Consider the following 14,412-nt stretch of genomic DNA (forward strand, 5'->3'; position numbering starts at 1 on the left):
AAAGCAACGCAGCAGATCGCATTCGTGCAACAGTCTCTAAATAGGCACAGGTCGGAGGGGCGTAGGCCCCGAACGACCTGTGTATAAGGGCATATTCCCACCTCCATGACCCCGGCTGAGGGGTCAGACCTAGATGGGGTTGTCCGACCCCTAAGCTGGGGTCGTAAGGACATTTTGCACCTCTTTTTACACAGGTCATCGGCACTACGTGCCTTGACCTGTGCCTATTTAATACGGACCCCTCAGCCGGGGTCCTTACCTATAGACACTCCCATAGACACCAAAAACGGTGGTGCCACGCCTTGGAAAAATATCTGTAACTTTGCACTATATAAATAAAGGAGATATGAATGGAATAACAATAATAGTAGTGGTTCTCCTCATTGCCTTAGCAGTGCTGGGAATCTACTACCTACGGAAGATACTCAAAGCCAACGATGGAAAGGTGCCACAAGAGCCTTGCCACACACCAGAGCATAGCTGCAGCGGTTGCTGTGGCGGTACAGAATGTTTCCATGCCAAGCTAAAGCAGAAGCCCCACATCGTCTACTTCGAAGATCAGGAGCTAGACCGCTTCCGCCAGCGCAATGGAGAAGACTACACCCCCGGCGAGCTACAAGAGTGGCAAGAGGTACTCCAAACCCTCCGTCCAGAGGAGGTCTCGGCATGGGCAAGGAGCATCCGACTGCGTTGCCTTCCGATTCCCAAGTCTATCCTCACTCAGCTAGAGCAACAACTTAACAGAGAGGCATAAACGATGCTAGAACTATTCAACTACAGCTTTTTTACCCACTCCGCCATTGCGGTACTACTCACAGGGCTGATCACTGGCATCGTGGGTAGCTTTGTAGTAGTCCGCCGAATGGTCTTCATCTCTGGTGGCATCACCCACAGCTCCTTTGCGGGGCTTGGGCTCGGTTTCTTCTTGGGGCAAAACCCACTCCTCTACGCCATTGGTGCCGCTATCCTCAGCGGGCTAGGGGTAGAGTGGCTGAGCCGAAAAGGAGCCGTCCGCGAAGATTCCGCCATTGCCGCCATCTGGTCGCTCGGGATGGCCCTCGGCATCCTCTTCACCTTCCTCACCCCAGGGTATACCCCCAGCCTCAGTAGCTTCCTTTTTGGCAATATCCTACTCGTTACTCCACTAGAGCTTTGGCTACTTGGCATCTATGTAGTCGTCACGGCACTGCTACTCGGCTTCTTTTACTGGGCACTACTCTACACCTCGTTCGACCCCGAATTTATGCAGATACGCCGTCTGCGCCACCGCTTGTACCAGTACGGCATGATGGTGTGGATCTGTATCGGCATCGTCCTCAGCATCCGCGTGATGGGTATCATGATGGTGATGAGTATGCTCACCCTACCACAGATGACCATCAGCCGCTACACCCATAGCTTCAAGAGGCTCATCATCGGGAGCACCCTCCTCAGCACCGTCACCGTGCTCATCGCCCTCTTTGCCAGCTACTACCTCAATCTCCCCACAGGCGTGCTCTCAGTGATCCTACTCTCCGTGGTCTTTCTACTTTGCAAAGCCCTACCCCGCCCCAAAACTGCCTGAGATGCGTGGTTCCAAAGCCTTCCTCTCCCTACTCCTCCTCCCTTGCTTACTGGCGGGCTGCTCCTTACTGAATAGGGCAAAAAACTACAACCAACACTACTTCCTAAAGCAAGAAGTGGCAGAAATAGAGGCAAAATTACTCGCCTCTCCCCCCTCGCTTCGTCCCCCGAAAACCCTCTACCTATACGACGAAAAAGGGGTCTATCAACAGCAACTCACCGACCTCCTTCACCGCCTACCCACTAATGACCCTCTCTCCCAAAGAGTGGCACAACTACTCGGCGATGGCTTGGCACTCCTTGAGAGAGCCACCGACACCCTACAGCTGATTAATGCCCACCTACTGATGGACAACCCCACCGAGGCAATTCGCCTGCTCGCCCTTTGGTCCAATCCTGACCCCGCATCACAAGCAGTCATTACCCTCGCCCAAGGCGATACCCTCAACACCATTCACCACTTAGAGGAACTCTTGAAACAACCCAAGAGCCCTCTCGCCTACCTTGCCGCCCGATTGTGGCACCACCTCGATGCCTCCGCCCAAGCACCCCTGCACTACCTCTCCCGCAAAAGTCCCTCCCAATGGGAGCGCTTTACAGCCACCGTCGAGCTAGGCGGTAGCCCCACTGGCAATACTGCCGAAGAGCAAGCCTACATCACCTACCGCTCGGCACTACAGCAGCCCGATACCCTCCACCTCCAAAAAGCTACCGAACAACTTCTACAGCTTCCCGAGAGTGAATGGCAGACTGCTGCACTCCTCGCCCTACGCCCCCTCCTCTACCAGCAAGAGCAGTGGGTCACAGCCCTCGCTCTACAGCAAGCCCTACCAGCAGAGTATCAGGCCGATTATCCCTACCTCCTCCTCACAGAGTACCAGCAAGAGATCAAGCTTCTCCAAAGCTACCTCCAATCCTCCGCCTCCCCCACCCCCACTTCAAACGCCCCAACGACCGCCACTCCGACTACACCCGCCGACGGCTCTTTCCGCTCAAAGTGGGGCAACGTCGCCAACGTCGATAACTGGGCGATGCAACAATCCACCAGCTTCCGCCACCCCTCCTCCACCCTCCCCTTCAAGCCCACTTTCGAACAGTACCAAACCACCCTCCACCACCTCCACCTCACTCTCCCCCAGCACTGATCAATGAACAGCGTCCGATCTGTCCTCCTCGTCCGACTTGTCCGATAAAAGGCACCCCACTAGAGCACCCGACAGGGTGCCATTCAGATAGCCCCCAGTCGAGGCACGAAGTGCCGATGACTGGCGGGTAATCGAGAGCCCATACACCCAACGACCCTTGCGGTCGCACTCGTATCGGCTTGTGCGACCACAAGGGTCGTATTATTTATCATTCCCCTTTCCCGCCGGTCGTTCGGGGCGCTAACGCCCCTCCGACGCGGGGGCTATCTGAATGGCACCCTCGCGGGTGCTTTTTTAAGGACCCCGGCTGAGGGGCCCTTACCATAGTCACTCCTATGAATACCACACAGCCCTTTCTAATGCGTAACCCATGGGTTCATGGACGTATATAGAGGCTGATTTTAGGGGGGCTAGGAATCAATGAATTAGGAGGGCGAAAATTGAGTTGCAACTAAGCGATCGGCGAGATGCAACTAAGCAAATGACGAGTTGCAACAAAGCAATAGCTTAGTTGCAACTCAGTTTTTTGTTAGATAGGGGCTCCCCAAAAAGCACCCGCCAGGGTGCTCCATAGCGTCCGACCTGTCTGACTTGTCTGACCTGTCCGAAAAGGGCAGGGTGATCTCGGGCAAGGACTCCATTTATAGGGTCGCCACGCCCGCCTTGCTTCTTATATATATTAAGTCTATTAAAGAGTACAAAAGCATTTATTATGGTAATATGGGTTGCATATTAAAAATATATAGTATATTTGGGCATCGATTCAAATGTTTACATTATCTTTAGCGAATAAATCAAAATGATTGGGCCAATGGAATCAAGGATGTTTATCCTTCAGGTCAAGACAACAGACTTTCTGTGGCGACAAATCAAGCGACAGGATGCTTATTTGCTCTGTAATAGATAAATTAAGGTGTGGGTACAATATCCACGCCACGCTAGAGGTATCCCAAATCCTCGACTATTCGCTTTTTACGACTAACCTATACTGAGTGCCTTCAAGGGGCACCATCGCTTCACTGACCAACAAAGATTGGTCAGTCTAGAGAATGAGCTATGCATCCACAAAAGGGTGCAAGTGACGGCAGAGTATTATACACAACTATTATAAACAACAAACATATATCATTTCGAATAATTTTTATGAGACACAGACGCTGGTACTGTCTCCTATTGATAAGTCTACTAGCTGTGATCGGGCTTTCGGCACAGCAGACTTCGGGCATCAGGGGACTTGTATATGACGAACTGGGTGAGCCAGTAATTGGTGCGACGGTACGTGCCAAGGCAGACCCCTCCAAGGGAACTACCACCAACCTGGATGGTCAGTTTACCCTCCCTGTCAAAGCAGGAGATGTAATTATTATCTCCTATGTGGGGTATAAGACGGTAGAGCTACCGGCACAGAATGGCATGGAGGTACACCTCCAGGTAGATAGTGAAGTACTGGACGATGTGGTGGTGATCGGGTACATGACCCGTAAGATTACCAATACCTCCGCTTCGGTGGTGAAGATCAGTGCCAAGGAGCTCTCTAGCAAGCCCAATGCCAACCCTCTGGATGCTATTCAGGGTAAGGTTTCTGGTCTGCAAGTTTACTCCAACTCTGGTGAGCCCTCTCAGCAGCTCTCCCTTGCCCTCCACGGACAGGGGTCGCTAGGAGCAGGTACGGGGCCACTATTCATCCTCGATGGTATGCCTATTAGCACCGCTGCTATCCGTGCAATGAACCCCAATGACTTTGAGAGCATGCAATTCCTAAAGGATGCCTCCGCCACCTCTATCTATGGTGCGAGGGCGGCCAATGGTGTTGTCTACATCACCTCTAAGCGAGGCAAGCAGGGGGAGCGTGCTGCAATCAATGTGCGTGGGCAGTATGGCGTCTCTACACTTGCCAATACCTCTTACTTCGACCAGCTGATGACTGGCGAGGAGCTAGGAAGGTACTATGTAGAGACGGGTCTCTTCGAGAGCCAAGAGAAGTGGGACGCCTTTAGGGCAGAGCACTTCGGGAATACCGACTTCCGCTGGTACGATTATATCTACCAGAAGGCACCCCTTTACCAAGGCGACCTCTCTATCTCAGGCGGTACTAATAAGACCAGCTACTATCTCTCGGGTGGTGGAATGTCGCAAAAGGGTCTTCGCGAAGGCTCGAAGTACGACAAAGTCTTTGCGCGTTTCAATCTTAGCTCTGAGCTCAATGAGTATATCCGCCTAGGGCTCAATACCAATGTCTCCTACGACTGGACCCAAACCTCACCTCTTGGCCCTAAGAGTGCACTGGGCGGTATGGGAGCCCTCAACCTCCCCTTCGTATCGCCTTACGATAAGAATGGTAAGGAGCTAGACTACATTGATGTACTGGGCATCGGTACCCCAAGGTATGAGATTGATAAGAAACCAGCAGAGTCGCAGAACTTCCTTCTCTCGGCCAATGGTAACCTCACCATCACCCCTATCAAGCATCTGACTATTCGGTCGATGGCGGGGGTGGAGATGGGCTACAGCAAGTATTTTGCACGCGTGAAGCCTAGCTACCGCAAAGCATACGGCAACGGCTCTTCATCACGCTCCTTTGGGCAGGTGATCAACTTCTCTACCACCAATACCATCTCCTACGACTTTGACCTAGGGGATCACGGACTTACCACCCTCCTCGGTCAGGAGTACATCAACTACTACGATGATGGGCTTTCTGCTTCGGGAGCGGGCATCAAAAACGACCACCTTCTTTCACTCAATATGGTGACCAAGGACAAGTCATTTAGTGAGAGCACCCTCTCTTATGCTTTCCTCTCCTTCTTCGGACAGTTTGCCTACAACTATACCAACCGTTACTTTGTAGACTTAGTGATTCGTAACGACGCTTCGTCGCGCTTTGGTCCGAATAAGCGACACGCCACCTTCTGGTCGGCTGGTTTGCTTTGGAAGGCGAAGAATGAATCTTTCCTCTCAGAGGTTGCGTGGCTTGATGAGCTCGACTTCAAGGCGAGCTACGGTACACAGGGTAACTCCTCTATTCCTCCCTACTACACTGAGCCATACGCTGGTAGTAGTGGTCAGTACAAGGGCGAGATGGGCTTGGGCCTAGCCAATACCGGTAACCCCGACCTCAGCTGGGAGAAGCAGAGCAAGCTCACCGTGGGCTTCAAGAGTAGGATGCTGGACCGCATTGGGCTGAGCATAGAGTACTACCACAGGCTCACCACAGATATGCTATTCGAGGTGCCTCTCGACTTCACTTCGGGCTTTGGTATTGGGCAGTACGACTACTCTTACAACCTCCAAAACGAAGGGGCTTACCTCAACCAAGGTATCGACCTTCAGCTCGATCTAGACCTAATCAAGGCAAAGAAGGGCTATCTCACCGCCTTCCTCAACTTCAACTACAATAGAGACAAGGTGATCTCCCTCTTTGGCGGTCGCGACTCCTTCTTGCAGCCAGGGACTGCCCTAGCCTACCAAGTTGGTAAGCCCGTTACTTTCTATATGCCTATCTACAAAGGGGTGAATAGCGAGACAGGTCGCCCAGAGTGGTTTAAGCCTGGGGTAGACCCTATGAAGAAGACGATGAACCACGATCAACTCGCTGATGAGTACACCGCTTCACTAGAGCAAAACACCGATATCCCAGCCTTCACACCGATGACTGGTGGTTGGGGACTAGAGGGTAGATATGGCAACTTCTTCATGAGTGCCAACTTTGCCTTTGCTCTTGGCAAGCACATGATCTCGGTAGACCGTCAGTACTATGAGAGCGACGCCAATGTGCGCAACTTTGAGAGTACCAACTTCAATGCCTCCCGTAGGCTCTTCAACTACTGGAAGCAACCAGGCGATAAGGCCGATTACCCAAGTCTTGCCTACCAGAGAGAGAAGAATAAGCAGCACGCTTCACTTTACCTTGATAGTGGATTGATCGAAGATGCCTCCTTTATGCGACTTAAAAACCTCACTATCGGCTACGACCTACCACGTGAGTGGATAGAGCGTCAGGAGGTGATCAAGTCGGCAAGGATATTCTTCTCTGGCCGTAACCTCCTCACCTTTACCAAGTTCCAAGGTATTGACCCAGAGGTCAATCACAGTGTATCTATGGGAGTTAACCCAAATACTAAGCAGGTGAGCGTTAATTTTGAATTAGGCTTCTAATGATAGAAATACAGGAGAATATGAAGATAAATAATATATACAGAGTGATCTCTATAGCACTGCTGGGGCTACTCCTAGCATCGTGCAATCTAGATAAAGAGCCACTAGACTATATCCCACTCAAGAAGTCTTTTGCCGATATGGATGGGCTGAAGGCATGGGACAATGGCACCACAATATTGCTACGCACTAGGCTCTTTGGTGGTTCCGCCACCTTGCCTCAGGAGGTACAGGCCGATATGCTCAATATGCACATTATGCACAATAGCTATGGTGCTTTCCACGGTTGGCACAGCCTGAGAGCCGATGAGGCCACCTTTGATGGGCTTTACCACTCCTACTATGTGGCATTAGCCGATGCTAATACGCTCCTCGATGGGCTAAGCAATTACGACATCAATAAGGAGCAGAACCCCGAAGCAGCCAAGGCAACCATCGATACCTACGCTGGGCACGCTCACTTTGCTAGAGCCTTTTATTACTATAGTCTAGCAATCCGCTGGGGCGTACCCTACAAGGAGGAGAGTGCCGCGACTGACCTCTGCGTGCCTTTAGTGAAAAAGGTGGATCCCCTCACGATGTACCCTCGTGCCAGCAATAAGGAGGTGTGGGACTTTATCCTACAAGAGCTGACACTTGCTGAGGAGCTACTCGCCTCTACTCCAGGAGCTGAGGGAGCAGATTATATCTCGCAAGATGTGGCTACAGCACTCAAGTCGCGTGTCTACCTCTATATGGGCAAGATGCCAGAGGCTCTCGCTACTGCGGAGAAGCTGATCAATAGCCAGAGGTACAGCCTCACTAAGCCCGACGAGATGGATGTCACAGGTGTGACGGCTATTGAGGCAATGTGGCACAAAGATACCGGACGGGAGCAGATCTATCAGCCATTTATCAGTAAGCCCGACGAACTTCCAAGTACCCTCGGTCTTTACGGTGCCAACCTCGAGGCCAATAGATGGTGGAGAGAGAATAAGCACAGAGATATTGCGATCAATACTCCTCCCTTCCTTCCAGCCGGCTGGCTCAAGGAATTCTATCAGGAGGGTGACCTCCGCCGTAAGGTGTACTTTGAGGAGGCCATGACCGTTATCACCCCTGCCGACTACGGTCGCACCTCTCAGGACGTGGTATGGGTAGTCTCTAAGTTTAAGGGTAATAAAGCCTACTCCGACCTTGATAGCCAAGTATGGGGTGGCTATGTGCCCAATGGGCTACAGGCACCAAAGCCTTTCCGCTATGCCGAGCAGGTACTGATTGCAGCTGAGGCGGCCTATGAGAGTGGCGATAATGCCAAGGCTCTAGACTACCTAAATCAGCTCAAGGTATCCAGAGGGCTGGAGAGCGTAGACCTCTTTGGCACCGACCTACAGCAGGAGATCCGTGATGAGCGTACCCGCGAGCTCGCTTTCGAGGGCTTTCGCCTTTGGGACCTCCGCAGGTGGGGTATGGGAGTCAATCGTCACGACCCTCAAGAGCGAGAGGTACTCAATAAAGAGTACGACCTTCATCTCAATATCCCAGCCAGTGACTACCGCTTTGTGTGGGGTATTCCTCAAGTACTATTTAAGATCAATCACAAGCTCATCCAAAACGAAGGATGGGAAAGATAAATAGGCGACACCATATGAATAAGACAATCCAACGACTATATTTGCTCCTCGGGCTCGTGGCACTATTAGCCACTAGCTGTAAGCAGCAGGAGGAACCCGATGTGCTTTCGCTCGACTTACCGACTAGCCTTATCACATTTACACAGGCTGGAGGTTCGCTCGAAGTAGGTGTCATCACCACAGACGACCAGTGGTCTATTGAGCAAGGACCTAAGAGCGATTGGCTCAAGGTGGAGAAGGTGAAGGATGGCGTTAAGCTAACTGCCGAGGAGAACCACACCGGCAAGAAGCTAGAGACCAAAGTCACCATCACCCTTCGTGGACTCCGTAAGGAGATAAAGGTGACCCAGTCGAGTACCCTCAAGACACTCGCCGTAGAGAAAACATCATGGGATGTTGGTAGCGAAGGCGGCGAACTAATCATCCCTGTAATTGCCAGTGGCAACGACTGGAGCTATACCCTCTCGGAGGAGAGCCCATGGCTCACCGCAGAGAAGAGTGGCGATAGCAAGAGCTTGAAGGTGATGGTACAGCCATCCGTCGACCCCAACCCTCGTGAGGTCTATATCGCACTCAGCTATGGCGAGAGTGCCACCTTGCGTATCCGCCAAGTGGGTGTCCGTCTATTCCCAGACTTTAAGCTACTACCCGATATGACCCGTACCGATGTGGAGGCGTATGCTCAGGAGGTGGGTCTCCAACAGGATGCCGAGCTGATCGACGTTACTCAATGGAACGATGATGGTACTGAAAGCAAAGTGAAGAAGACCCGTAAGGATGCCACCTGGACTAAGGACGACTTCTTCGCCACCGATGCACAGCGGGCTAAGTACCTAGTTTATCAATACCTCAACGCTGATAAAAACAAGGTATTTGCTATGCACATAGTCGGGGTAGAGGGCACTGAGTTTAGTCAGGAAGAGGTAGCTACCTATCTCTCTTCTAAGGGCTTTTTCAAGGGTGGTGAAGACCCAAGAGGAGGTGAGATATGGGTTAAAAATGACCTTGACGCACTCCTTCAATACGAGGCTAAGGTCTTCTATAAATATAGCCAGCAAATGCACTATGCCTATCCTAAGGCAGCACGAATCACCATCTCTCTTCCTAAAAAGATTGATCCCGATGATGTCGGTGCGATTATGACCGAATTCCCTACCGACCGACTAGATACTTTCCGCGACCCTGCCATTCAGTTCGAGCAAGTGGAGGCGTTTGAAAAGGGCCGTGGCTTTAGGCTAATGACCGGTGAAGACGATGGTTATCCTTTCTGCAAGAAGAGTGATGTGGAGGGTTACACCCACCTTTATGAGTATGTACAATTTGAAAATGTACACCGTGATACCGCGAAGGAGGGCGACCTCATCTCTACGCTCTACAACTTCCTCATCCCAGGAATGGACAATTATGGTAAGGACTACAACGTCACTGCCACTAAGGAGAATGCAGGAGCGATCGGTCAGCGTATCGATATGTACAAGGGCTATAAGAAGTTCTTTACCCGCCACGACTGGACTGGAGCTTGGAATCTCAAGCCAGAGGTAGTTGAATTGGCAAAGAAAAAGGGGTACGAACTAGCTCATACCGACAGAGGTGAGTATGGCTGGACCTACTTCACCAAGGGCGACGACGTCATCTTCATTGCTCCTGGAGAGGATAGCGTACAGGTAGCCTACTTCCGTAATGCCAAAACAGCTGAAACAGCTCGCAACAACAAACGTCAGGATTAATCATTACGACATATCAATAGGATTATGAAATCAATACAATATAGACTGAGCTGGTGGCTCACCCTACTGCTACTACTCTCCACGAGCTGCCAAAGAGAGGCACTCCAAAGAGGAGAGATGCCCGACACAGAGGCGACACCCGACCTCACCCTAGCACCTAATATGGTGCCAGGGGAGGCGATTGTGAAGCTCAAGGCTTCTGCCGATCACTCATCTGAGAGCGAGCTACGAGGCCTACTCGGCAATCAGCTACGCAGCCTTACCGATGAGGTGAAGCTCGAGCCAATCTTTACGATTGGCGGGGCTTACGAAGCGCTACAGCGTGAGGCGGGATTGGACCGCTGGTACAAGGTAAGTTTTGACCCCTCTACCGACCTCTCTCAAGCACTTACTGAGCTACAGAAGAGTTCGCTAGTGGAGGTGGCTCACGGCAATAAGTACGCCACTCAGACAGCAGCTACTTACCAGTCTGCTCCAAGCCTCCGTGCCGGTAGTGATACTTACAACCAAGGGTACGCGAAGTTTACCAACCCCGACCCCCTTCTCCCCTATCAGTGGCATTACCAAAATGAGGGCAGCAGCAATGACCCCTTCTTTTTAGCTGGTGCTGATATCAACCTATTCAAGGCGTGGGAGGTAGAGACAGGTAAAAAGGAGGTGATTGTCGCCATCATTGACTCGGGTATCGATGGATATCACGAAGACCTCCAAGGCAGCCTATGGTACAATCCAGAGGAGCCAGGCACCTATGGCTACAATTTTGTAGCTAACTCCCCCTATATCACCCCTGGATTCCACGGTACTCACGTAGCTGGTACCATCGCCGCACGCAATAACAACGGCATCGGCGTCTCTGGTATCGCTGGTGGCGATGGCACACCAGAGTCGGGTGTACGCCTGATGAGCATCCAGATATTCAATAGAGACAACTACCCAGAGGGAGAGCGACATTCAGCTCCTATCAACGACATCGCCAAGGGCTTCCAATGGGCGGTAGAGCATGGTGCTACGATTGCCAATTGCTCGTGGGGCTTTGATGATCAAAGGTTCAATAACGACTACCCTGTAATCAAAGATGCGATCCAATACTTTGTAGATAATGCGGGAGTAGACCCACAGACCAAGGAGCAAAAGCCCAACGCCCTAATGAAAGGGGGTGTGGTCATCTTTGCCTCGGGTAATGAGGGACTCAAAAACGACCTCGTATTCCCTGGTTGCTACGATTCTGTAGTGGCGGTGGCTGCCTTTGGTGCCGACTTCCAATGCACCTCCTACAGTAATATCGGTGATTGGGTAGATATTATGGCACCCGGTGGTACGCTCGATGCCCCTACGCGCCTGCAAGGTGGTATCCTCAGCACCATCACCAGCTCCTTTCTCTATATGAAAGTGCCTGGCACCAACCTCACTGGTAGGGACTTCCAATTCCCTGGCAATGATAAGTACAGCTACCAGCAAGGGACCTCAATGGCTACCCCTCACGTCACTGGTATTGCAGCACTGGTGATCTCCAAGTTTGGTAAGCAAGGGTTTACCAGCGAGATGCTCAAGAAGCGTCTACTCACCGCCACCAAGACCATCGACTTCCGTGCCAAGCACGATAATAAGTGGAGAGATTGGCTCGGCGCGGGCTATATCGATGCTGCTCGCGCACTCGAGGAGGATAAGGGAGAGGCTCCAGTGATGTCAGAGATCACACTCGGTGAAGTGGGCTATCAAAAGGTGACCATCAGCTGGCTACCCGCCAAGGATGGTGATGCCATCGACCAGCTCGCTAGTAGCTATCTCCTCACGCTCACCACAGAGGGCAAGGAGCCAATCACCATCACTGTGCCCAACTATGAGCATAAAGAGGGTACAGCCATTGAATACACCTTTGAGAAGCTGGAGGATGGCACCAAGTACCACCTAGAGATCGAGGCAAAGGACCGCTGGGGACACTCCTCTAAGAAGAGTACAGACTTTACCACAAAGGTGAACCACGCACCAGCCATCACCAACCTCCCTGCCACACTGCCTGTGGTGCTCTCCAAGAGCCTTCCTTTCTACAACCTAACACTCGAGATCAAGGATGAGGATGGGCACAAATGGAGCGTGAAGGAGGCGATAGAGCAGGCTGGGGTCAAGGCAACGGTCAAGGAGAATAGCATCGAGCTACTCTTCCTCATCTCTGATATCGAGCTAGGGGAATACACTCTGCCGATTGTACTGGAGGATGAACTAGGTAAGGTCTCTACTACCAAGCTCACCTATAAAGTGGTGAACTACGAACCGGTCAAGAAGATCGCCGACTTTGGGACGGTATCCATTGGCCGCTATGCAGAGGCTATGCAGGTAGAGCTATCCGATAAGTTTGAATCTCCCAGTGGACTAAAACTCTCATACGCAGCCAAGACAAGCGATAGCACCATCGCTACCGTTCGCCTAATCCCTGGCACTACCAAGCTAGAGATCACCCCAAAGAAGGTGGGTAGCACTATGGTGCAGATCATCGTATCGGATGGCACCAAAGAATTCACCAGTGGCTTCACCGTAAAGGTGGTGGGTAGCTCCGAAGCAGCTAGAGAAGCAGGGGGTACCTTTATCCTCTATCCGGTGCCTACCGAAGGGGTACTCAATATCCAGACAGGTACCGATACTGCCATGCCTCGCGAGGTGATCATCACCACGCTGAGAGGGGAGCTAGTACACCGTCAGTATATTGACCGCGACAAGGATGGCATCTCTCATGTCAATCTCAAGAAGCTCACCCCAGGAGTCTACCGCATACATCTCGGTAAGACCATCCGAACCATTGTAAAGAAATAATGACTATTGAAGCAGAATAATATGAAGCGAATATTATACATCGTTGCCCTCGCCCTTCTAGGCACCACCCTAGCAATGGGGCAAGGCTCGCCACTCCCTCTCCTAGAGGGCAATACTAGCGCACGCACCCTCGCACTCGGTAAAGTGCGTGGTGCTGGTGCCAAGGATATGTATCTCTATACCAATCCTACCGCTTTTCTAGCCAATGGAGCTACCTTTCAAGTGGATGGCAACATTGAGATTTTCCCTAAGCTAGAGTTCGGCAGAGAGTTGCAGTACACCCTCTCGGGAGCATGGTCCTTTGCCCCTTCTCACGCACTCTTTGTGGGCGGACGCTACTCAGGTGGTCTTAAGATAGAGGTGGAGGGAATGCCAGGCGAAAAGGTGGAGAGCTCCTTCAGACCCTATAGCCTGAGTGCTGATCTGGGATATGCCTATGCTGTAGAGCACTGGGGCTTCTTTGCGAAAGGAAGCTACCACCGCACAGCTCTTCAAATAGAGGCAGAGACCTATCTATTTGGTGCAGGAGTGAGTTACCTCAATCAATATACCCTCTTCGGAAAAGGAGTGGAATACGGTCTGCACGCCATCATAGATGGTGTCGGTGCTCCTCTACGCTACAGAGCTAGTAACGATAGCTACACAATACAGCCCACACTGGAGCTCTCTACCGACCAAACCCTATCACTAGCCGAGAAGCACCAGCTTACCCTGATACTCGGAGCAAGAGGCACCCTAAAGGAGGGCCCCGCCAACCACCGAGCTGCAGGTGTGGGGCTAGAATATAGCTACAATCAGCTACTCGACCTCCGACTAGGGTATGACTACCACACCCTTCGCGACCACTCGCTAGGCTTCGGTATCGGCGGAAAGCTCTATGGTGTACACCTAGACCTAGGGTACCAATTAGGGTTCCGTACCTACTCAGCCAATACCTTGATGGTCACCGCTGGATACGCCTTCTAATCTCCAGCCCCCATATATGCAGAGACCCAGGACTAATCTAGCCCTGGGTCTCTTCTTTTTATGTATAATCGTATGCCCCCACCAATCCCAAACGACGACAATAATGCACGAAGAGAATGTTGCACGAAGTGCCATTCTCGCACATTTGCTTCAAATGTGCTGAGACTTTGCACGAAGGATGAGATGCAAGGCCTGAGGATGAGGGCAAGGTGCACGCAGGGCACCAAGGCCCTACCAGGGCGCTGGGAGCGTACTCACGTACGTGACCGAGTCCGAATCCCGAAAGCAACTTTATGTGCCTTGGCATCCTTACGGAAGCCTAGGCGCAGCAGATCGCCTTCGTGCAACAGTCTCACAAAAGATGAGGGCAAGTTGCACGTAGGGAACCAGGTGCTATATCGGAGCAAAAGTTGAGTTGCAACTAAGCGATCGGCG

Annotated in this window: 8 protein-coding genes; all 8 read left to right on the plus strand. The window is 51.8% G+C overall.

Going from position 1 to position 14,412, the window contains the following annotated elements:
* Positions 1-346 precede the first annotated feature (346 nt).
* Positions 347-754 (plus strand): FeoB-associated Cys-rich membrane protein, encoded by a 408-nt coding sequence (locus HMPREF3027_RS01190; protein WP_070706409.1) that lies wholly within the window; start codon positions 347-349, stop codon positions 752-754.
* A gap of 3 nt (positions 755-757) precedes the next feature.
* Positions 758-1,564: a metal ABC transporter permease gene (locus HMPREF3027_RS01195; RefSeq protein WP_070706410.1), complete on the plus strand. Its 807-nt coding sequence runs from the start codon at positions 758-760 to the stop codon at positions 1,562-1,564.
* A gap of 1 nt (position 1,565) precedes the next feature.
* Positions 1,566-2,708 (plus strand): hypothetical protein, encoded by a 1,143-nt coding sequence (locus tag HMPREF3027_RS01200; protein WP_070706411.1) that lies wholly within the window; start codon positions 1,566-1,568, stop codon positions 2,706-2,708.
* A gap of 1,143 nt (positions 2,709-3,851) precedes the next feature.
* Positions 3,852-6,863 (plus strand): SusC/RagA family TonB-linked outer membrane protein, encoded by a 3,012-nt coding sequence (locus HMPREF3027_RS01205; protein WP_070706412.1) that lies wholly within the window; start codon positions 3,852-3,854, stop codon positions 6,861-6,863.
* 20 nt (positions 6,864-6,883) lie between these two features.
* On the plus strand, positions 6,884-8,476 hold the full coding sequence (locus tag HMPREF3027_RS01210; RefSeq protein ID WP_070706458.1) for a RagB/SusD family nutrient uptake outer membrane protein: 1,593 nt from the start codon (positions 6,884-6,886) through the stop codon (positions 8,474-8,476).
* Between the two features lie 14 nt (positions 8,477-8,490).
* The gene (locus HMPREF3027_RS01215) at positions 8,491-10,203 is read left to right on the plus strand and encodes a BACON domain-containing protein (RefSeq protein WP_168165854.1); all 1,713 of its coding nucleotides are present in this window, start codon (positions 8,491-8,493) and stop codon (positions 10,201-10,203) included.
* A 24-nt stretch (positions 10,204-10,227) separates the two neighbouring features.
* Positions 10,228-13,011: a S8 family serine peptidase gene (locus tag HMPREF3027_RS01220; RefSeq protein ID WP_070706414.1), complete on the plus strand. Its 2,784-nt coding sequence runs from the start codon at positions 10,228-10,230 to the stop codon at positions 13,009-13,011.
* Between the two features lie 21 nt (positions 13,012-13,032).
* On the plus strand, positions 13,033-13,977 hold the full coding sequence (locus HMPREF3027_RS01225; protein ID WP_070706415.1) for a PorV/PorQ family protein: 945 nt from the start codon (positions 13,033-13,035) through the stop codon (positions 13,975-13,977).
* Positions 13,978-14,412: the final 435 nt, after the last annotated feature.

Source organism: Porphyromonas sp. HMSC077F02 (genome assembly GCF_001815465.1).
Classification (GTDB): Bacteria; Bacteroidota; Bacteroidia; order Bacteroidales; family Porphyromonadaceae; genus Porphyromonas_A; species Porphyromonas_A somerae.

Coding starts and splice junctions, on each gene's coding strand:
- HMPREF3027_RS01190 (WP_070706409.1), top strand. CDS start 347: ATGAATGGAATAACAATAATAGTAGTGGTTCTCCTCATTGCCTTAGCA.
- HMPREF3027_RS01195 (WP_070706410.1), top strand. CDS start 758: ATGCTAGAACTATTCAACTACAGCTTTTTTACCCACTCCGCCATTGCG.
- HMPREF3027_RS01200 (WP_070706411.1), top strand. CDS start 1,566: ATGCGTGGTTCCAAAGCCTTCCTCTCCCTACTCCTCCTCCCTTGCTTA.
- HMPREF3027_RS01205 (WP_070706412.1), top strand. CDS start 3,852: ATGAGACACAGACGCTGGTACTGTCTCCTATTGATAAGTCTACTAGCT.
- HMPREF3027_RS01210 (WP_070706458.1), top strand. CDS start 6,884: ATGAAGATAAATAATATATACAGAGTGATCTCTATAGCACTGCTGGGG.
- HMPREF3027_RS01215 (WP_168165854.1), top strand. CDS start 8,491: ATGAATAAGACAATCCAACGACTATATTTGCTCCTCGGGCTCGTGGCA.
- HMPREF3027_RS01220 (WP_070706414.1), top strand. CDS start 10,228: ATGAAATCAATACAATATAGACTGAGCTGGTGGCTCACCCTACTGCTA.
- HMPREF3027_RS01225 (WP_070706415.1), top strand. CDS start 13,033: ATGAAGCGAATATTATACATCGTTGCCCTCGCCCTTCTAGGCACCACC.